Origin of the sequence: Rhizobium sp. NXC14 (genome assembly GCF_002117485.1) — a bacterium.
GTDB lineage: Bacteria > Pseudomonadota > Alphaproteobacteria > Rhizobiales > Rhizobiaceae > Rhizobium.
Window position 1 is genome coordinate 535,207 of sequence record NZ_CP021032.1, and the last position, 20,053, is coordinate 555,259.

The following is a 20,053-nucleotide window of genomic DNA, read 5'->3' on the forward strand; positions in this document are numbered from 1 at the left end:
TGCTTTTCGAAAATCAATTCCGATTTTCGGGCCGATGCGCCAGGCCCACCCTACGTTTTAACCGTGCGTGGGCGCCAGCCGAGAACCGTTATTTCCGCTGCGACGCTGCGAAGGCGCGGCCAATGCCGAAGGACGGCAGTTGCAGCGGGGTGTGGGACTCGCGGAAAACCAGTCCGACCAGGTTATCGACGGCGAGGATGAAGCCGAGCGCCAGACCTAGATAAAGCAGAGCGGCGATGAGCACGAGCGATATTTCCATGGCTCACACGATCACGTTGGAAGCGTGACTTCGGGCGGCAAGAGGTGTGACGAAGAGCATTTGGATAGGATCGTTCATGGCTGCCTCCTCTTTCGCCACAAACAGTCTTTGTATGGTCTTGTTCCCCGCTTTGCGCCGAAGCCTCAAATTTTTTGGAAGCTTCAAAGCTTGCAGCGTCATCCGGTCTTTGTTCACCCCCGCGCGGCAAGCCCGCTTGCAATCTCTCTTAAAACCCAACTAATGCAGGGATATGACAAAGCACAGCCGAAGGGCGTCGCAACGACGCCCTTTTTTGAATGTGATCGGTATTCCAGCAGTCAGGATGCCGTCTTGCGGCTTGCCGTCCGCTTGGGCGCCGGAGTGACAACGCCGTTCGTCTTGGCGCCTGGGGCGGCCTTGGTGGTCGTTGCGGCGCGCTTGGCCCGGGGTTTGGCCTCTTTGCCGTTGGAAGAGGAGCCTTCGAGCGCGTCGCGCTCGTGGCGTGCCTGTTCCCAATGGATGGAATCCCGTCCTGTCGGATAGCCCTCTTCTTCCCAGAGGGCGTATGCACGTTTTTTGATCCACTCTTCCCGAGTTTCTGCCATCGCTGATCTCCAGTCACATTTTGCCGTCGTTCGAACGCGATACTGTCAGGATGGTTCCAGAGGAGGAGCGCGGTTTCAAGCGAAATCGGAACGCAACCGCAAATATTTCGCATTGCAGCATATCAAGGTTGAGAATCGGCATTCATCGAAGTTGAAATTCCGCCGCCCTGTGCAGATCTGACACGAATGCCTGGCGCTGCTTTTGCTGCTCGGCCCCATCGCGAATTCTCAGGAGATAGGAGGGGTGGATAGTCACCAGCACCGGCGGATGGTTTGCAGGCTGAAGGACATGACCGCGCTCGGGCGTCAATTTCGCCTTCGGCCCGAGAAGCGCGTAAAGCGCGCTTGCGCCCAGCGCCACCACGAGTTTCGGCTGCAGGATGTTGAGTTCCGCGCCGAGCCACCAGGCGCAACGCCTTATCTCGCCGGCATTGGGTTTCGCATGCAGCCGCCGTTTGCCGCGCGGCGTGAACTTGAAATGCTTGACGGCATTGGTGACGTAGCAGCGTTGACGATCCAGACCGGCCTCATCGAGACAGAGGTCGAGCAGATGCCCTGCCGGGCCGACAAAGGGCCTGCCGGTGATATCTTCCCGGTCACCGGGCTGCTCGCCGACAAGGACGATCTCTGCCTTTCCCGGACCTTCACCGAAGACGATCTGCGTCGCATTGCGATAGAGGTCACAGCGGGTGCAGTCCTCGGCCTGACGCCGGAGTTCGGCAATGCTTTCGGCATCCGCGACTTCGAGCGCCAAAGCAGGACCGACGCTTGCTGCGATGTTCATCATGGCAATCCTCAGTTCCTGAGGAGGAATCGATCTCAACCGCGATTGTTCCCGCGATCGAACGGGGACCTCGGCAAAACAATCCCGAGGAAAATTTCGCGCCATGGGGGAGCGGCGGCATAATTGAACGCCGCCGTTTCGCGGCTATATTGGCCAGCGATGTTCTATCTCCTGTCGACTTACTGGCCGCATATCCTCTTTGTCGTTTCGATCGCCATGGGAGCCGCGGCGGCGATCCATGCCGCCATGACCAAGGAGGAGGTGCGCGCGGCAATCGGCTGGGTCGGCGTCATCATCCTCTCGCCTGTTGTCGGTGCGCTGCTTTATGCGATTGCCGGCATCAATCGCATCCGCCGCAAATCGCTGAGCATTCGCCGCGACGCCCTGCTGCTCGCGCCCGGGACCGACGAACTGGAGACGTTCGACGCCGACGCCGAGACCGTGATCAGCCAGTTCGGCCGCCGCTTTGCGGCGCTGCAGACGCTTGGCGACCGCGTCACACGCAACCCGCTGACCTCAGGCAATACAATCGACATGCTGGAGACTGGCGACGAGGCCTATGCCGCGATGAAATCCACCATCGATGAAGCGGAGCGCAGCATCCTGCTCGAAACCTACATCTTCGACCGTGATGTCATCGGCCTGCGCATCGCCGATGCGCTGATTGCCGCGGTGAAACGAGGTGTGACGGTCCGGGTGCTGATCGACGCCGTCGGCGCGCGTTATTCGGTGCCGAGCATTCTTGGCCATCTCAAGGAGGGCGGCGTCACCGTCGCCGTCTTCAACGGCAATGTCATCATGGGTTTACGGCTGCCCTATGCCAATCTGCGCACCCACCGCAAGATCCTGATCGTCGACGGACGCATTGCGCTGACAGGCGGCATGAATATCAGGGCGGGTTTCAGCGAGGAGGCGACGGGCGAGACCTTTGCCCGTGATACGCATTTCAGCGTCACCGGCCCGGTCGTCGCCGATCTCTTCGATCTTGCCGCCGAAGACTGGCGGTTCACCACCGACGAACTGTTGAACGACGAGGCCTGGCGTATCGAACCGCCGCAGCGCAGCCCCGGCGACCCCATCCTGATGCGCGTCGTCGCTTCGGGACCGGACCGCAGCCTCGAAACCAACCACAAGATGCTGATGGGCGCCTTTTCTGTTGCGCGTCAATCGATCCGCATCATGTCGCCCTATTTCCTGCCGGACCGCGAACTTATCAGCGCCCTGGTGACGGCGGCGCGGCGCGGCGTTGAAGTCGATATCGTCGTACCGGCTCTCAACAATCTCATGCTGGTCGATCGGGCGATGACGGCGCAATTCGATCAGATTCTCAAAAATTATTGCCGCATCTGGCGCTCGACCGGCAGCTTCAGCCATTCGAAGCTTTTGACGATCGACGGCACCTGGGCCTATGTCGGCTCCTCCAACCTCGATCCACGTTCGCTCAGGCTGAATTTCGAGGTCGACCTCGAAGTGCTGAATGAGGGCTTTGCCGCCGAAATCGACGAGCATATCGAAGAAACCCTGAAATCGGCAACGCTGGTGACGCTGGACGGCTTACGCGCGCGGCCCTTCCCGGTGCGGCTCATTGAGAAGGTGCTGTGGCTTGGTTCGCCCTATCTCTGACGGATTTTTTGCATTCCCACATGGCAAGTTCCGCGCGGCCGCCTATACTGCCGAGTGAGTAGCCTCGTTGATCAACGGAACAAGTGCGCTTCCCAATGCACGCCAGGAAAGACAGTCTTCCCGCCAGCATTCTCGCCTCGATCAGGAGCAGGAAAAAGCGGCTTGACGCAGCGCATATGGAGGCAAGGCCGCGTAGCGCCGGAACGTTGATCGCTTCCTACAATGTCCACAAGTGTGTCGGTACCGACCGCCGCTTCGATCCGGAGCGGACCAGCCGGGTGATCCATGAAATCGGCGCCGACGTGATCGCGCTGCAGGAGGCCGACACACGTTTCGGCGAGCGCACGGGCATACTCGATCTCGGCCGGCTGGAGCGGGAGACGGGGCTGATCCCTGTGCCGATCGCCGGCATGGCGAAGGCGCATGGCTGGCACGGCAATGTCGTGCTGTTCAAGAAGGGGCTGGTGCATGATGTGCACCAGGTGAAACTGCCGGGGCTGGAGCCGCGCGGCGCCCTCGTCGTCGAAATCGAGCTGGAAGAGGGCGGCGCGCTGCGGATCATCGCCGCGCATTTTGGCCTGTTGCGCCACAGCAGAGCCCAGCAGGCCCGGACCCTCGTCGAACTGATCAACGACAGGCATGAGATGCCGACCATCCTGCTCGGCGACCTCAACGAATGGCGGCTCGGCGACCGCTCGTCGCTGAACACATTCCAATCCGCCTTCGGCGAGTTGCCGCCCGCCGTGCCGAGTTTTCCCGCCGGCCTGCCGCTGCTGGCGCTCGACCGCATCATCGCCAACCGCAAGGGCATCATCTCCGAGGTGGAGGCGCATGATACACCGCTCGCCCGCATCGCCTCGGATCATTTGCCGATCAAGGCGCTGGTCGATCTGAAATCAGTGGCCGGTTAGCACCTCTAAGCTGATGTTTCGAAAGCTCCGACGAGTGTGAAGGGGCAACATTCTTGCCAATCGGCGATGCAGCCGTTGCGGATGGTTCTGATGCGTCTGACAGCCCTCGATAACTGCCTCGACTGCGCTCAGGAGATCGCCGCTCCATCAATGCGTTCTGGGCGTGAAGCAGGCCTTTGCCTCGCGGGAACGACGTGTCGGATGTGACATGCGGTCACTTCCTGCCCTCTCGCCACTGGTGGACAAGGCAAAAAGATTATGTTGCGGCGCCCTTGGTCGAAGAGCGATGCCGACACCTATAAGGCCGCCAATTCGCCTTCTTCTGCGTCACTGGGCCGTGAGTCTGTGACAATCACGTCCGCAGCGATGCCGACGGCGTTCAGAACCGTCAATGCTCCTTATGCGCCTAACTGGCTCAGTCCTGACCAACAGCCGTTGGCCACAAATCGTGATCGTCGGGACTTTGTGGCATACCGAGCTCACGCTGATGACGCCGTGCAGCAGTCGCTGATGATTCACATTTCAAAGCAGGTCACAGGGTCTGCGTACACGCTGCCATCATGCGGCGGCCTCGTAGCCTTTAGAAGCCGGGCTCTCAGGTCCTTCAAGCTGAAAGCGTGCGATCATCTCGGTAAGTGCGAGCGCCTCTGACGATAGCTGTTGCGTGGCGGCATTGGTCTCTTCCACCATCGCCGCATTTTGCTGCGTCATACGATCAATATCGTTCACCGACGCATTGATTGAATTGAGTGTCGTCGCTTGATCGCGGCTTGACGCGGCGATCAGTTCAATATGGCCGACGATGTGGACGATCTCGCTGGAAATCTCCATCAGCGCGTGGCCAGTGCGGCCGACGAACTCGGAGCCCGACGCAACCTCTCGAACAGAATTGTTGATGAGCTCGCCGATTTCCTTGGCTGCGCGAGCCGATCGCTGCGCCAGCTCCCGCACTTCCTGAGCCACGACTGCAAAGCCCTTGCCGGCCTCACCCGCTCTCGCCGCTTCGACTCCCGCATTCAGGGCCAAGAGATTGGTCTGGAAAGCGATAGAATCGATGGCGCTGACAATCTGTACGATCTTGCCCGACGCGTCCTCGATCCGTCCCATAGCCGATACTGCGTTTTGGACCACCGAAGCCGAGGCGTCGGCGCCCTGTTTGGCGCGTTGGACAAGCGCCAGCGCTGCTGCTGCCCGTCCTGAAGAGGTGTTGACGGCGGAAGAAATCTCCTCCACAGCCGCTGCGGTTTCTTCAAGAGCAGCCGCCTGCTTTTCAGTCCGACTGGCCAAGTCATCGACAGCTTCCGCCATCTGGCGGCCATTATTGCTAATGAGGGAAGACGTCTCACGGATCTCGCGGAGGGTCTCTCTGAGACCCTCCACCGACATGTTGAAATCGGTGCGGATCCGATCGAGATCAGGGGCAAAGGGCGTATCGATCGCAAAATTCAACTGCCCGCGCGACAGCCGCGTGAGCCCTTCCGCCAGCGCCTCGATTGCGGCATCAACCTGAACCTGTGCGTTACGTCGCTCGAGTTCGTTGCGGGCGCGCTCAGATTCTGCCTCACGACGCGCGATCTCGGCCTGTTGTTCCATTTCGACTTTCGACAGCGCATTTTGTTTGAAGACCGAAAGCGCACGGGCCATTTCCCCGATTTCGTCGGCCCGTGTCTCGCCGGTTATTGTGGTGTCGAGCCTTCCCTCGGCGATCTTGCGCATCGCTGCGGTAATCTGGGCGATAGGTCCCTTCAGTGTGAAGACCAGCGCGGCACCTGCGGCCATGGCAATTAGGATGCCAATGACAATCGCGCCGCCGGATATCCTATTGGCCTGTTGACGATCCTGTCCAGCATTTTGCTTCTGCGTCTCGGCGAACTGCGCAAGCAGGTTCCAGGTGTTGTCGATCTGCTCCGCGGCGCGGTCGAACTCAGCAAGCTTGCGGAGCGCACCGTCGGAGAGCGCTGCCGCGTTCGCCGCAAGCAGATCGAGAACGGGTTGAGCCTTCTTCGGAATCTCGGCAAAAACCGGATCGTCGGTCACCACGCCGGCGAGACGGCCGAGCTCGGTCTGATACATGTAGATTGATTGCTGGACTTTCTTCACTCGCGCGTCGTCTGGCTTGCCAGCAAGCTCGGCGAAGCCGACGCGGATCTCGTTATTGCTGTTAACGATAGCACGCAGTTGGTTGCCGACATTCGTCGCCTGAGAGATATCCTTGTCCGACGCGGCAAGCGCGAGTACTGAGGTCCGCATCAGATCGTCGCCTATTGTCTTGAGACTGTCCCCAATAGCAGCAAGATTAGCGATGGCGGTATCCGTTGTCGGGACATCCAAAGTGTCTGGCGACGCCTTCGAAGCGTTAAGGATGGCATCTACCGCAGCGGCATACTGCGTTGCGAGGGCTTCTCTGTCGGTCCCTATCGCAGGCGAAAGCTGCTCCCTTGTCTTCTGCAAATCGGGCGCATATTTGGCTAGAAGGCTAAGCTTGTCAGCCGACGTTGTAGCGTTCGTATAATCATTGCTAAGTTTTGTCGCAACACTGGCGGCCGCGGTGATGGAGACGGCGTTGCTGAGGCCGCTCTTGTTGGCATTTTCCATCTTTTTCGCACTCGCCATCAGCATGAACGAGCGCTTGCCCACCTGCCCTTGCAGGTCAAGAAGCGCCGCGGAAGCAGCGTCCACGTCGCTGAGAATTTTCTGCTGTCCCGTTTCGATTTGCCAGATCGCTTCGATCTTTTGCGGGATGATTTGCGACTGATCGAGCGCGCGGTCGAGAAGCCCCACATCGGTCGTCGGCCTTAGAGTCTCGATCGTCTGCTTCAGGTTTGCCAATTGCTCTCGGGCGTCCGCAAGCGCGGTGTCACGAGCTTCCTGCGACGGCTTCATCAGAAAGCCGGTCATGCTTGAAGAAACAAGCTTGAACCCGTTCAGAGACTGCAAAATATGGTTGGAGATCTCCATCCGACCTTCGAGAAGGCTCGACGCGTAGTACCCCGTCAACCCTACTGCGCATAGGCTAATGACGAATGGCGCCAAAAGCGCGAGCACCTTCGTCTGAATGCGAGCCCGCCACATCAACCCATGTACCATATATGCACCCCCCAAATTTGAGGTAAAGCTGCCATCCTTTTCTTAAGGACCGATGAAGGGACTAGGCGTCGCCTCTGTTGCCGCGCGGAGAACAACACCGGCCAAATCGCGAAACGGAGGCTGCCGAATTGCGGGTGTCATTCGGTATGGCGATGGCCATGCCATGCATCTCCCTTGTAAGCCCCGGGCGAGCCGGAAGGCTTACGTGATCACGAGACGGAGAAGCGAAAGCCGAATTGACAATTCATCAGGCGTCCATGATCGCTCGATATGGATGTCAAGGTTTTGCGCTATCCTTTGCTCCAGGATGCTTTCAAAGCCGAAGAGGGCTGGGTCGGATCTGCATTCATCCGTCCGTGCCCGTCGCCAACGGAGAGTGCTCCGTACTTCGCAGCGTTCGTTGCGACTTCGTGAAACAGGAGCGCGAGATTGTGAAAATAGCGGTTCGGGCAGGTCGCAGGCGCCGACGCTTTAGCGCGCTCCCGGTGACGGGGCAATCCTTGCCTAGGTCCTGTTGATAATGTGCTTGGCCAAATCAGCTGAGTTTTAATTCAAGGTGCCTTTTAGGAGGCTGCCCTGGTACGTGGTGACCTACCGACGAAAAATGGCAAACCGTAGAACCGCTTCTGCCCAGGGAGCAACGCAGCAAGATCGGCCTTATTATAAAGACAACTCGGCTTGACGTCTTGCCCCGTTTGAGAAATGCTAAGATGTCAGACCAATTCAGATCTGGCTGCCTGATAGAAAAAATGGGGAACCATGAAGGCAAATCGTAGCGACAGGCCGGTGATCCGGCCGCTTCCCGTCATGGACCGGGCGCGTCAGGTGACCGATGCGCTGGCGGATTATGTGGAGGAAGCGCGGTTGCAGGCGGGTGATCGGCTGCCGGCCGAGCGGGAGCTGATGGCGGCCCTTGCCGTCGGCCGTTCGACCATTCGCGAGGCGATCCGGCATTTCCAGGCGCTCGGCGTCATCGAGACGCGCAAGGGGAGCGGCACCTATCTGTTGAAGCCGGTATCCAGGGCGACGATCCATATGCCGCTGTCCTTTGACGCGGTTCATCTGCGCGATGCGTTGCTGCAGACGCTGGAGGTCCGCCGCGGAATCGAATGCGAGGCGGGCATGGTTGCCGCCCGGCGGCGCACGACAAGAGACCTCGTCGTCATCGAGGAGAAGCTCAACGAGATGGAACGGGTGCACCTGGAGAAGGGCACATCCGGGCCGGAGGATCTCGCCTTCCATCTCGCCGTCTACGACGCCACCCACAACCCGCTGTTTCGCCAGCTGCTCGAGCAGATGCGCGAGACATTCGAGCGCTTCTGGGAGCATCCGTTCGACCGGCAGGATTTCGCCCGCCGGTCCTTTCCCTTTCACCGCACGCTTTTCAACGCGATCGCTGCCCGCGATCCGGAGGCGGCGCGCGCGGAGACATTGAAAATTCTCGATATTGTCGAGGAAGACATCAAGGAAATGTCCAAATGAGCAACGGCGCAGATCCGTTCGATCTTGCTTCCCTCATCACCGCCCATGACGACGGCAACTTCGCCGACGCCGTCGTGCCGCCGATCTTCCAGACCTCGCTTTTCACCTTTTCTGATTACGACGAGATGATCACCGTCTATCGCGGCGAGAAGGTGCGGCCGACCTATACGCGCGGGCTGAACCCGACGGTGCGCGCCTTCGAGGAAATGCTGGCCAAGCTCGAAGGTGCGGAGGATGCGCTGGGTTTTGCGAGCGGCATGGCGGCGATCTCCTCGGCGGTGCTGAGCTTCGTCGAACCGGGCGACCGCATCGTCGCCGTGAAGCATGTCTATCCCGATGCCTTCCGCCTGTTCGGCACCATCCTCAAGCGGATGAAGATCGAGGTGACTTATGTCGACGGGCGCGACGAGGAAGCCGTCGCGAGGGCGCTGCCCGGCGCCAAGCTCCTCTACCTGGAAAGCCCGACGAGCTGGGTGATGGAGGCCCATGACGTCGGTGCGCTCGCGGCGCTCGCCAAGCGCCATGGCGTCGTCTCGATGATCGACAACAGCTGGGCAAGCCCGTTCTTCCAGCGGCCGCTGACGCTCGGCGTCGAGATCGTCATCCATTCCGCCTCGAAATATCTCGGCGGCCACAGCGATGTGGTGGCGGGCGTCGTCGCCGGCCCGAAGGAAATGATCGCGCGCATCAAGGCTGAGGCCTATCCCTATCTCGGCGGCAAGCTTTCGCCGTTCGATGCCTGGCTGCTGATCCGCGGCCTGCGCACGCTTCCGCTGCGCATGAAGGCGCATGAGGCATCGGCGCTTGAAATCGCCAGGCGCCTGCAGAAGCTCGAGGTGGTGGAGACGGTCTGCCATCCCGGGCTTGCCAACCGCCTGCCCGCGGGGCTCAACGGCACCTCGGGCCTGTTCTCGTTCATCTTCCGCGACGGCGTCGATATCCGCGCCTTTGCCGACCATCTTAAGCTGTTCAAACTGGGTGTAAGCTGGGGTGGGCATGAAAGCCTGATCGTACCAGGCGAGGTCGTGCTTCAGCAGAAGGCACAGCCGAACTCCGCGCAAACCTTCGGCATCCATGCGCGATCCGTACGCCTCCATGTCGGCCTTGAAGGAACCGAGGCGCTGTGGAGGGACATCGAGGAGGCGCTCGCCGCCGCCTCACAATCCTGAAACCCGAGAGAAACCTAACAAGGGGGAACTGAGCCATGAAAAAACTAATAATCTCGACGTTCTTTGCTTCGATGATGGCCGGTACGGCCTTTGCCGATACGACGCTCAAGCTTGTTGAAGTCATCACCAGCCCGGAGCGCACCGAAACGCTGAAATCAATCGTCGGCAAGTTCGAGGCCGCCAATCCCGGCACCAAGGTCGATATCATCTCGCTGCCCTGGAACGAAGCCTTCCAGAAATTCGCGACCATGGTCTCGGCCGGTGACGTGCCCGATGTGATGGAGATGCCCGATACCTGGCTGTCGCTCTATGCCAATAACGGCATGCTCGAAAGCCTCGAGCCCTATCTCGAAAAATGGGAGCACACCAAGGAGCTGACGCCGCGCGCGCTCGAGCTCGGCCGCGACGTCAAGAACACCGCCTACATGCTGCCCTATGGCTTCTATCTCAGGGCAATGTTCTACAACAAGAAGCTGCTTTCGGAGGCTGGTGTCGCCGCGCCGCCGAAGACGCTCGAGGAGTTTACTGCCGCGTCCGAAAAGGTCTCCAAGCTGCCGGGCAAATATGGCTACTGCATGCGCGGCGGCCCGGGCGGCCTCAATGGCTGGATGATCTTTGCCGCCACGATGGCCGGCGACAACAAGTACTTCAAGGAAGACGGCACCTCGACCATGAACAGCCCCGGCTGGGCAAAGGGTATCGAGTGGATGGTCGATCTCTACAAGAAGGGCTATGCGCCGAAGGACAGCGTCAACTGGGGCTTCAACGAAGTCGTCGCCGGCTTCTATTCCGGCACCTGCGCCTTCCTCGACCAGGATCCGGATGCGCTGATCGCCATTGCCGAACGCATGAAGAAGGACGATTTCGGCGTTGCGCCGCTGCCGAAGGGGCCCGACGGCAAGTCCTTCCCGACCATCGGCTATGGCGGCTGGTCGATGTTTTCGACGAGCGCCAACAAGGATCTCTCCTGGAAGCTGATCGCGACCCTCGAAGGGCCGGAAGGCAATATCGAGTGGAACAAGCGCATCGGCGCCCTGCCGGCCTATACGGCGGCCGAGAAGGATCCCTTCTATGCCGGTGACCAGTTCAAGGGCTGGTTCGAGGAGCTGGCGGATCCGAACACCGTGCCGACCGTGATGCCGACCTATCTGGAGGAGTTCGCCTTCTTCAAGGATTCGCTCGCGATCAAGACCTCGCAACAGGCCTTGCTCGGCGATATCTCGGCGAAGGACCTGGCTGACCAGTGGGCGGATTATCTGACCAAGGCGCAGCAGAAGTTCCTGGCCAAAAAGTAATTGGTGAGCTCTGAGTGCGGAGCCCCCTCATCCGACCCTTCGGGCCACCTTCTCCCCGCTGGGGAGAAGAGAACGGAGACGTCGCGGCATATTCCCTTCTCCCCAGCGGGGAGAAGGTGCCGGCAGGCGGATGAGGGGGCCTCGACCTCCTGCTTCAGAAGTATCACCCGGGCGAGACTCCGCTGATCAAGACAATGGAAACCGCAATCCGATGACCATTTCCGCCGATATGCTCGACATGCGTCGCGACCGCAGGCCGTGGCTGCGCCGTCTTGCCGATGCTTCGGAGCCCTATCTCTACAGCGCGCCGTCGCTGATCCTGATCATTGCGGTGATGCTGGTGCCGCTGACGCTCGGGCTGTCCTATGCCTTCCGCGATATTCAGCTGCTCAACCCCTTTTCCGGCGGCTTCATCGGGCTCGAGCATTTTCGCGAGTTGTCGAGCGACGCGGCTTTTTACGGTGCGCTGAGGAACACGCTGTGGTGGACCGGCGCATCCGTCGTCTTGCAATTCATCTTCGGCCTCATTCTGGCGTTGCTGCTCGACAAGCCGTTCCCGGGCCGCGCGATCGCGCAGGCGCTGGTCTTCCTGCCCTGGGCGGTGCCGTCCTTTCTCGCAGGTCTCAACTGGGCCTGGCTGTTCAATCCGGTCATCGGGCCGATCCCGCACTGGCTCTTCGCGCTCGGGCTGATGCATGAGCCGGGCAACATTCTATCCGATCCCGATCATGCGATGTGGGGGCCGATCGTCGCCAATGTCTGGTGGGGCATTCCGTTTTTTGCCATCACCCTGCTTGCCGCTCTGCAGGCCATCCCGCGCGATCTCTACGAGGCGGCCTCTATCGATGGTGCCGGCTGGTTCCAGCGTTTCCGCTCGATCACCCTGCCGTTTCTCGCGCCGACGATCGCCATCACCGTGCTCTTGCGCACCGTGTGGATCTCCAACTTCGCCGATCTCATCGTCGTCATGACCAATGGCGGGCCGGCCGACCGGACGCAGATCGTCGCGAGCTACATCTTCACCACGGCCTTCAAGCGGCTCGATTTCGGTTACGCCTCGGCGATCGCGCTGGTGCTGCTGGCACTGCTGCTTGCCTATTCGATGCTGATCATCCTGCTGCGGCAGACGCTGCTGAACAAGGATTGAGGCCATGAAACGATCCCTCATCCCAACGATCGCGCACCGTCTGGCGATCCTCTGCTATATCGCTTTCGCTCTCTTCCCGCTGTTCTGGCTGCTCAAGGTCTCGGTGACGCCGAACGATCTGCTCTATACCGAGGGCGTGCGGATGTGGCCGTCGCGCACCAGCTGGGATCACTATGCTTTCGTGCTGCAGCACAGCGCCTTTCCGACCTTCTTCAAAAACAGCCTGATCGTCTCGGCCTCGACGGCGGTGACGGTGACGATCTGCGCCTCGCTTTCCGGCTATGCGCTGTCGCGCTTCAATTTTCGGGCGAAATACTGGATCGTCGCGCTGATGCTGCTGACCCAGATGTTCCCGCTCGTCATGCTGGTCGCGCCGATCTTCAAGATCCTGTCGCCTCTGCATCTGACCAACAGCCTGACCGGCCTCGTCATCGTCTACACCGCCTTCAACGTGCCTTTCGCCACCTTCCTGATGCAGTCCTTCTTCGACGGCATTCCCAAGGATCTCGAAGAGGCGGCGATGATCGACGGGGCGACGCAGTTCACCGCGTTTCGCCAGATCATCCTGCCGCTGACGCTGCCCGGCATCGCCGCGACGCTCGGCTTCGTCTTTACCGCCGCCTGGAGCGAACTGCTCTTCGCGCTGATGCTGATCAACGGCAATGACGCGGCGACCTTCCCCGTCGGGCTTCTCACCTTCGTTTCGAAATTCTCGGTGGATTTCGGACAGATGATGGCGGCGGGCGTCATGGCGCTCATTCCGGCCGGCCTCTTCTTCCTGCTCATCCAGCGTTATCTCGTCCAGGGCCTGACGGCCGGCGCGGTCAAGGGTTAAACAGAAATGGCATCGATCGATATCCAGAATATCCGCAAAGCCTATGGCCAGGTGCAGGTGCTGCACGGCGTCGATCTCGACATCAGGGATGGCGAATTCGTCGTGCTCGTCGGTCCCTCCGGCTGCGGCAAGTCAACGCTGTTGCGGATGATTGCCGGGCTGGAGGAAGTCACATCAGGTGAGATCCGTATTGCAGGCGCCCGGGTGAACGAACTGCATCCCAAGGACCGCGACATCGCCATGGTGTTCCAGTCCTATGCACTATATCCGCATATGAATGTCGCCGGCAATATGAGCTACAGCCTGAGGCTGCGGAAAACGGCGAAGGAGAAGATCGCGAGCGCGGTCTCCGCGGCGGCCGCCAAGCTCGGCCTTGACCCGTTGCTTGAACGGCGGCCGAAAGCGCTCTCCGGCGGCCAGCGCCAGCGCGTCGCCATGGGCCGCGCCATCGTCCGCCAGCCGAAAGCCTTCCTGTTCGACGAACCGCTCTCCAACCTCGATGCGCGCCTGCGCGAACAGATGCGCGCCGAAATCAAGAAACTGCACGGCGAGCTGAGGGCGACCTCGATCTACGTCACACACGACCAGATCGAGGCGATGACGCTGGCGGACCGGATCGTCGCCATGCATGGCGGCGTGGTGCAGCAGGTCGGCAGCCCGCTGGAACTCTATGATCGCCCCGCCAATCTCTTCGTCGCCGGTTTCATCGGCTCGCCCGGAATGAATTTCCTCGAGGCCAGCTACACCGCTGGCGGCGTCAAGCTGAAGGATGGAACGATCGTGCCGCTGGCAAAGCCGCTGCCGCTTGCAGACGGCACGAAGGTGACGCTCGGCATTCGGCCGGAGCATGTGCTGATCACGAACGACGGGAGCGGGCTTGCCACCGACGTGGAACTCGTCGAACCCACCGGCTTCGGCATTATCCTGCACCTCGCCCTGCATGGCCTGCCGTTCAAGATCTTCACTCTGGACCGCGAAGCGCTGAAGGCGGGGCCGAAGGTCAATGTCGCTTTCCCGCCCCAATATCTGCATGTGTTCGACGGCGAGGGACAACGCATCGAATGAGCAGTCACGCCAGGGAAATCGGTCCGCAGCGGCTTTATCTCCTGGTTGTTTTCACCTTAAAAGCACTTGGTCAAGAAAAACACCTATCAGATTCAAGGAGATGAAAGAGACTCGGAAAAAGCGTGGGCAATTCTGATTAAGCTATTGAAATTTGATTCGTTTTGACTCGGAACCAATCGTAAACTGATTCGGTTGACTCGCACAGGTTGCGTCAGGAGCGCGAGCGAGATGGTTGCCCCGAGGGCGAATTGGAAGGGTTTTATCAAGTTCGGAGAGGTGGCTTTCCCGGTGGCGCTCTATACCGCCGCCTCCACATCCGAGCGGATCGCGTTTCATACGCTGAACAGGAAGACCGGCAACCGGGTGCGCCGAGAATTCATGGACGGCGAGACCGGCGATCCGGTCGAGCGGGAGGACCAGGTCAAGGGTTTTGAGATTGAGGACGGCCGCTATGTCGTGCTCGAGTCCGAGGAAGTCGCGGCCGCCATTCCCGAGAGCGACAAGACGCTGAAGGTGGAGGCCTTTATTCCTTTTGACGAGGTCGATGACGTCTATTTCGACAAACCTTATTATCTGGCTCCCGACAAGATGGGCAGCGACGCTTTCAAACTCCTGAGGGATGGTATGAAGAAAGCCAAGGTCGCGGCCATTGCCCGAACGGTGCTGTTCCGGCGCCTGCGAACGCTCCTCATCCGGCCCCATGGAAAAGGGCTGGTCGGCTCAACCTTGAACTTCGATTATGAGGTTCGCTCCTCCGAGAAGGCATTCGAGGAGATGCCGGATCTCAAGATCGAAGGCGAGATGCTGGAGCTTGCCAAGCACATCATCAACACCAAGAAAGGCGAGTTCGACCCGAAGCAGTTCGACGACCGTTATGAAGCGGCCGTCGCCGAACTGGTGAAGGCCAAGATCGAAGGCCGCACCCTTCCGAAGAAAAAGGCGCCGCCGGCCCCCAAACCGAGCGACCTGCTACAGGCACTACGCGAAAGCGCCGGCATGGCGACGCCGGCCAAGACGAAGCGCACCGCTGCAAATGCCAATGCCGGAAAGAGCAGACAGAAGGCCGCGCGCGCGTCGACGACGAAATCACGCGGCCCGGCCGGCGCTCACCAGCGCCGCGCCGGGTGATCGGAGGTTTCCATGGCGATCCGGCCTTACTGGAAAGGCTACCTGAAACTGTCGCTCGTCACCTGCCCGGTGCAGATGATGCCGGCCACTTCCGAAAATGAGAAGGTGCGTTTTCACACGCTCAATCGCGCCACCCAAAACCGCGTCGTCAGCCACTATGTCGATGCCGTCACCGGCAAGGACGTGAAAGATGAAGACGAAGTGAAAGCCTATCAGCGTGGCGAGAACGAATATGTCTTGCTTGAAGACGAGGAGTTGGAGAACGTTGCGCTTGAAAGCACCAAGACCATCGATATCGAGGTCTTTACGCCGCGCAACGGCGTCGACTGGATCTGGCTCGACACGCCCTACTATCTTTCACCGGACGATCCGGTCGGCCAGGAGGCGTTCTCGGTGATCCGCGATGCGATGGCCGCCGAGGACATGGTCGGCATCTCGCGACTGGTGATTGCGCGCCGCGAGCGCGCCGTCATGCTGGAGCCACGCGGCAAGGGCATCGTCCTTTGGACCCTGCGTTACGGGGACGAGGTGCGCGACGCGGAGAGCTATTTCGAGCGGGTGGACGATCAACCGGCGGACAGTGAGATGATGCCGCTGGTCCAGCAGCTCATCAAGAAGCAGACGCAGCACTGGAACCCGAAGATGGTCTCCGACCCGGTGCAGGATAGGCTGCTCGACATCATCGAGGCCAAGAAGAAACAAATGAAGAAGCCCGTCAGAGCAAAATCCAAGGGCAAGGAGAAGGCGGAGCCGGTGCCCAGCAACGTCATCAACATCATGGACGCCCTGCGCAAATCCGTCGATGCCGAGAACCGACCCGACAGGCATTGAGCGATGACCAGACCACGCGGCCCCTCCGCTCCGCTTCTTCGCGACTCGAATCCCTCCATACAATCACGACCTCTCCGTCGGCGTGATCCCGACCAGCCAAACCTGCCGTTCGATGCGATGCCGTCGAGAGTGGAGCCGTGCCTTGCCTTGCTGAAGCAGACGGTGCCGCAAGGGCCGGATTGGCTTTATGAGGTGAAGTGGGACGGCTACCGATTGGCGCTCCACATTGAGCCAAAGGGCATCCGCATTCTCACCCGTGGCGGACATGACTGGACCCACCGATTTCCTAACATCGCCGCAGGGGCAAGAGAACTCGGTGTATCGACCTGCATTCTCGACGGAGAAGCGGTCGTCCTTGATGACGAGGGTCGCTCCGACTTTGGGGCGTTGCAGCGCTCGCTCGGCGGAAGGGGCGGCAAACGAATCTCGACCGAATCCATCTTCTACGCCTTCGATCTATTGTATCTCGACGGTCACGACCTGACGCGCACCGAGCTCTCGGTCCGCCGCCATCTTCTCGAAGATCTGATCCCTGAGACCGACGATGGCGCTATTCGGTTCTCGCAAGACCTGGACTTAGGTGGCGAGGAACTGCTTGAGCACGCATGCCATCGGGGTCTGGAAGGCATCATTGCAAAGCGCAGGGATAGCCCTTACCGCAGTGGACGTCTGGGGGACTGGCAGAAGATCAAGTGCGTTCAGAGCGAAAGTTTCATGATCGTCGGGTACGAGGAATCCGTCAGCAACCGCGGTGGGCTCGGCAGTCTTTTGCTTGCGGGTCGAAAAGGTCTCGAGTGGATCTATGTCGGCTCCGTCGGCACAGGCTTCAACCGAACGGAGGCGGAGTATCTGCGCAAGACGTTGAACCGCCTCCAGACAAAAAAACCTGTTGTGCCGCTCAAAGGAAAGCGCCTCGTCTTTTCTCAACCGACACTCATCGCCGAAATCGAGTTTCGCGGCTGGACGCGTGAGGGCAGCCTGCGCCACCCCTCATATAAAGGCCTCCGCGAGATCCAGGATAACGCAGCCGTCTTCGATATGACTGATGCCGCTGCAATCAGATGAGTGCCGCGGGGCGATCAGCCGTGTCAGGCGGCATGCTTGCCGGTGCGGGCGAGCCTCTTGATCGCCTGCTCCAGGGGACGCTGCCCCTCGCAATAATCCTTCCAGGCGGATGACTTCGATAGCAAAGCAGGCGCGGTTCGGATCGTAAACCTTTTAGGATCGAGGTCCGATTTCACTTGCGTCCACGTCAGAGGCATTGACACGGTCGCCCCTGGGCGGGCTCGAGGGGAGAGCGGCGCCACGGCCGTCGCCATGCGATCATTGCGCAGGTAATCGAGAAAAATGCGACCGCCCCGCAGGCTCTTGGTCATCTTGATAAGGTAGAGATCGGGGTTGTTTCGGGCCATCTGCTGGCAGACGTCATGCGCGAAGGCTTTCGCTTCGGGCCATGACAACGGTTTTCGCTTGTTGACTGCAAGCGGGGTCACGACATGCAAGCCCTTGCCGCCCGTCGTCTTGCAGAAGCTGATCAATCCGAGGTCTTCCAGCCGGTCGCGCATCTCGCGGGCAGCGGCCACAACCGTGGAAAAGGGAACATCGGGACCGGGATCAAGATCGAATACCAGGCGGCCAGGAACTTCCGGTTGCCCGGGTTCACAGTTCCACGGATGGAGCTCGACCGCCGCGATTTGGGCGACCGCGGCAAGCCCTTCGATGCGATCGATCTGCAGGTATGGCTTCTTGTCGCCGAACACCTTGACCAGTTCGAGCAGTTTGGATTGCCCCGGCATGGCATGACGTTGGAAGAACTGCTCACCACCAATCCCATCCGGAGCGCGGATGATGGAGCAGGGCCGGCCCTTGAGGTGTTCGATCATCCAGTCGCCGACCGCCTCGTAATAGCGGGCCAATTCTTCCTTTGTTACCGGCTCAGCATCCTCGGCATCTGGCCACAATGGCTTGTCCGGGTTCGAAATGAGCACACCCATGACATCGGCCTTCTGACCCTCACGGCGCGTTGTTCTCGGTGTGGCCCTCGGCGTCGGCCCCGTAATCTCAGCTGTTGATGATCTTGGCGATCTCTCCGCCTCGACTTCCCTGGCCGGCTTGTCTTCCCGCAAGCCTTTGAAGGCCGCCTGACGGACAAGACCGTCCGTGGTCCAGCCCTCGAATTCGATCTCGGCGACAAGCTCGGGCTTTACCCACACCACCTCAGCCTGCTTCTTCGGAGCGCCGATACCGGTGAACGGCGACTTCGTCGTCTCCAGCGCCTTCAGTTTCGGAAGCAGTGTTTCGACTTTCTTGGCGCCGTAGCCGGTCCCGACACGGCCGACATAGACAAAATGATCGTCGCTGAAAACGCCGACGAGAAGAGAGCGAAACTTGCCGTTGGTCTTGGCATAGGCGCCGATGACCACCTCGTGCCCCGCCCGGCATTTCGACTTCGCCCAGCTTGCCGTTCGACCGGATTGATAGGGGGCATCTGCCTTTTTCGACACAATGCCTTCCAGCGATAGCTTGCATGCCGACCTGAGCACGGCGTCGCCGCCGCCTGTGAAATGTTCGACGTAGCGGATGCGAGGGTCGTTGCCGGCCTCCGCCAGAAGCTCCTGCAGTCGCGTCTTTCGTTCAATGATGGGCTTGAGGCGGAGATCCTCACCGCCGCCATAGAGGAGGTCGAAGGCGAAGTAGACGAGGCTGCCGGTCTTGCCTTCCGACAGCGCCGCCTGAAGCGCGGCGAAGTCAGGCGCGCCGTGCTCATCGAGAGCGCAGATTTCACCATCGGTTATGCAGTCTGGAAGCGCTGACGCCGCCTCGGCGATTTCGGGGTATTTGGCCGTCCAGTCGAGACCTTTCCTGGTTTTCAGCGTGGCTTCGCCGTCGAGCACACGCATCTGGATGCGGTAGCCATCGAACTTGATCTCGTGAATCCAGTCGTTCCCCCCGGGTGGCCGCTCCAGCTTCTCGCAAAGCTGCGGCGCGATGAAATCCGGAAGATCAACCGCCGTCGCGGCGCTGGCGCGCTTTCCGCCTCTCGCCTCCTGCCGCTCCTCGGCGGCCAGTCCGTGATTGCTGTCCCAGACGGCGTCGGCCTGGATCTTGCCGCCCTCCACCATGAAGGGTTTCGGCTTGCGCCCCTTACCGGCCGCGATCATTTCCATGCTGCGGCCCGAGGCGACCGAGGTGACGTTCTCTTCCAGAATGGCAGCACCGTCTTCCTCCACGGAGAACTCGTCGTGATGCTTGATCAGCAGCCAGTTGGTACGCTTGCTGCGGTCGCGATCGTTGCGCATGCGCACTAGCACGAAGCTGCCGTGCAAGCGCTCGCCCTCGAGCGTGAACTTGAAATCGCCCTTGGCAAGCGCCTGCTCAGGGCTCTTCCGCCCCTCCGGCTCCCAATAGCCGCGATCCCACAGCATGACCGTGCCGCCGCCATACTGGCCTTTCGGAATCGTGCCTTCGAAATCGCCATAATCGAGCGGATGGTCCTCGACCTCGACGGCCAGCCGCTTGTCTTGCGGATCGAGCGACGGACCTTTCGTGACAGCCCAGCTCTTGAACACGCCGTCGAGTTCAAGCCGCAGGTCGTAGTGCAGACGTGTCGCATCGTGCTTCTGAATGACAAAGCGACGGCGGTTGCTCCGTTTGAGGGGCCGCTCGCCGCTGGGCTCAGCAGTCTTCTGAAAATCGCGTTTTGATCGATAGCTTGATAGCTTGTCGCTGGCCATGGCTGTTCCCGGGCATTCGGTCCTCAAACGAAATATTGGTGATCGTTGTTCCAGCCGCGGCAGCGTTCCCCGTTTGAGTAGGCACGACAGCGACGGTTCTACGGGGAAACAACTACAAT

General features: G+C 60.3%; 16 protein-coding genes. 11 read left to right on the forward strand and 5 right to left on the reverse strand.

Annotated elements, in window-relative coordinates; all coding sequences use genetic code 11:
• Positions 1–88: 88 nt before the first annotated feature.
• From NXC14_RS33200 to NXC14_RS26830, 3 genes are all read right to left on the reverse strand, one after another.
• Entirely contained in the window at positions 89–259 is a 171-nt protein-coding gene (locus NXC14_RS33200; RefSeq protein ID WP_198175570.1) for a hypothetical protein, read from the reverse strand.
• A gap of 317 nt (positions 260–576) precedes the next feature.
• The gene (locus tag NXC14_RS26825; RefSeq protein WP_085781041.1) at positions 577–843 is read right to left on the reverse strand and encodes a DUF2934 domain-containing protein; all 267 of its coding nucleotides are present in this window, start codon (positions 841–843) and stop codon (positions 577–579) included.
• Positions 844–985: 142 nt separating this feature from the next.
• On the reverse strand, positions 986–1,627 hold the full coding sequence (locus NXC14_RS26830; protein WP_085781285.1) for a UdgX family uracil-DNA binding protein: 642 nt from the start codon (positions 1,625–1,627) through the stop codon (positions 986–988).
• Positions 1,628–1,786: 159 nt separating this feature from the next.
• Between NXC14_RS26830 and NXC14_RS26835 the strand changes: the two genes are divergently transcribed.
• Positions 1,787–3,250 (forward strand): phosphatidylserine/phosphatidylglycerophosphate/cardiolipin synthase family protein, encoded by a 1,464-nt coding sequence (locus tag NXC14_RS26835; protein ID WP_085781286.1) that lies wholly within the window; start codon positions 1,787–1,789, stop codon positions 3,248–3,250.
• A 95-nt stretch (positions 3,251–3,345) separates the two neighbouring features.
• Positions 3,346–4,161, forward strand: coding sequence for an endonuclease/exonuclease/phosphatase family protein (locus NXC14_RS26840; RefSeq protein ID WP_085781042.1), 816 nt, complete (start codon positions 3,346–3,348; stop codon positions 4,159–4,161).
• Positions 4,162–4,719: 558 nt separating this feature from the next.
• Here NXC14_RS26840 and NXC14_RS26845 read toward each other — a convergent pair.
• Positions 4,720–7,248 carry a HAMP domain-containing methyl-accepting chemotaxis protein gene (locus NXC14_RS26845; protein WP_085781043.1) on the reverse strand — a complete coding sequence of 843 codons (2,529 nt, stop codon included), beginning with the start codon at positions 7,246–7,248 and terminating at the stop codon, positions 4,720–4,722.
• Between the two features lie 759 nt (positions 7,249–8,007).
• Here NXC14_RS26845 and NXC14_RS26850 point away from each other — a divergent pair.
• The 9 genes from NXC14_RS26850 (at position 8,008) to ligD (NXC14_RS26895) (ending at position 17,265) form a co-directional block, all read left to right on the forward strand.
• Positions 8,008–8,730 carry a FadR/GntR family transcriptional regulator gene (locus tag NXC14_RS26850; protein WP_085781044.1) on the forward strand — a complete coding sequence of 241 codons (723 nt, stop codon included), beginning with the start codon at positions 8,008–8,010 and terminating at the stop codon, positions 8,728–8,730.
• On the forward strand, positions 8,727–9,899 hold the full coding sequence (locus tag NXC14_RS26855; protein WP_085781045.1) for a PLP-dependent transferase: 1,173 nt from the start codon (positions 8,727–8,729) through the stop codon (positions 9,897–9,899). The genes NXC14_RS26850 and NXC14_RS26855 overlap by 4 nt, the downstream gene beginning before the upstream one ends.
• A 35-nt stretch (positions 9,900–9,934) precedes the next feature.
• Entirely contained in the window at positions 9,935–11,194 is a 1,260-nt protein-coding gene (locus NXC14_RS26860; RefSeq protein WP_085781046.1) for a sugar ABC transporter substrate-binding protein, read from the forward strand.
• A gap of 211 nt (positions 11,195–11,405) precedes the next feature.
• Complete coding sequence (locus NXC14_RS26870; protein ID WP_085781048.1) at positions 11,406–12,341, forward strand: sugar ABC transporter permease; 936 nt, start codon at positions 11,406–11,408, stop codon at positions 12,339–12,341.
• 4 nt (positions 12,342–12,345) lie between these two features.
• Entirely contained in the window at positions 12,346–13,176 is an 831-nt protein-coding gene (locus NXC14_RS26875) for a carbohydrate ABC transporter permease (RefSeq protein ID WP_085781049.1), read from the forward strand.
• A 6-nt stretch (positions 13,177–13,182) separates the two neighbouring features.
• Entirely contained in the window at positions 13,183–14,241 is a 1,059-nt protein-coding gene (gene ugpC, locus NXC14_RS26880; RefSeq protein WP_085781050.1) for a sn-glycerol-3-phosphate ABC transporter ATP-binding protein UgpC, read from the forward strand.
• Positions 14,242–14,469: 228 nt separating this feature from the next.
• Positions 14,470–15,369 carry a Ku protein gene (locus NXC14_RS26885; RefSeq protein ID WP_085781051.1) on the forward strand — a complete coding sequence of 300 codons (900 nt, stop codon included), beginning with the start codon at positions 14,470–14,472 and terminating at the stop codon, positions 15,367–15,369.
• Positions 15,370–15,381: 12 nt separating this feature from the next.
• Complete coding sequence (locus NXC14_RS26890; RefSeq protein WP_085781052.1) at positions 15,382–16,200, forward strand: Ku protein; 819 nt, start codon at positions 15,382–15,384, stop codon at positions 16,198–16,200.
• Positions 16,201–16,203: 3 nt separating this feature from the next.
• Positions 16,204–17,265, forward strand: coding sequence for a non-homologous end-joining DNA ligase (gene ligD, locus NXC14_RS26895; protein WP_085781053.1), 1,062 nt, complete (start codon positions 16,204–16,206; stop codon positions 17,263–17,265).
• Positions 17,266–17,288: 23 nt separating this feature from the next.
• On the opposite strand, the gene ligD (NXC14_RS26900) is transcribed toward ligD (NXC14_RS26895), so the two are convergent.
• On the reverse strand, positions 17,289–19,934 hold the full coding sequence (ligD, locus tag NXC14_RS26900; protein WP_085781054.1) for a DNA ligase D: 2,646 nt from the start codon (positions 19,932–19,934) through the stop codon (positions 17,289–17,291).
• Positions 19,935–20,053: the final 119 nt, after the last annotated feature.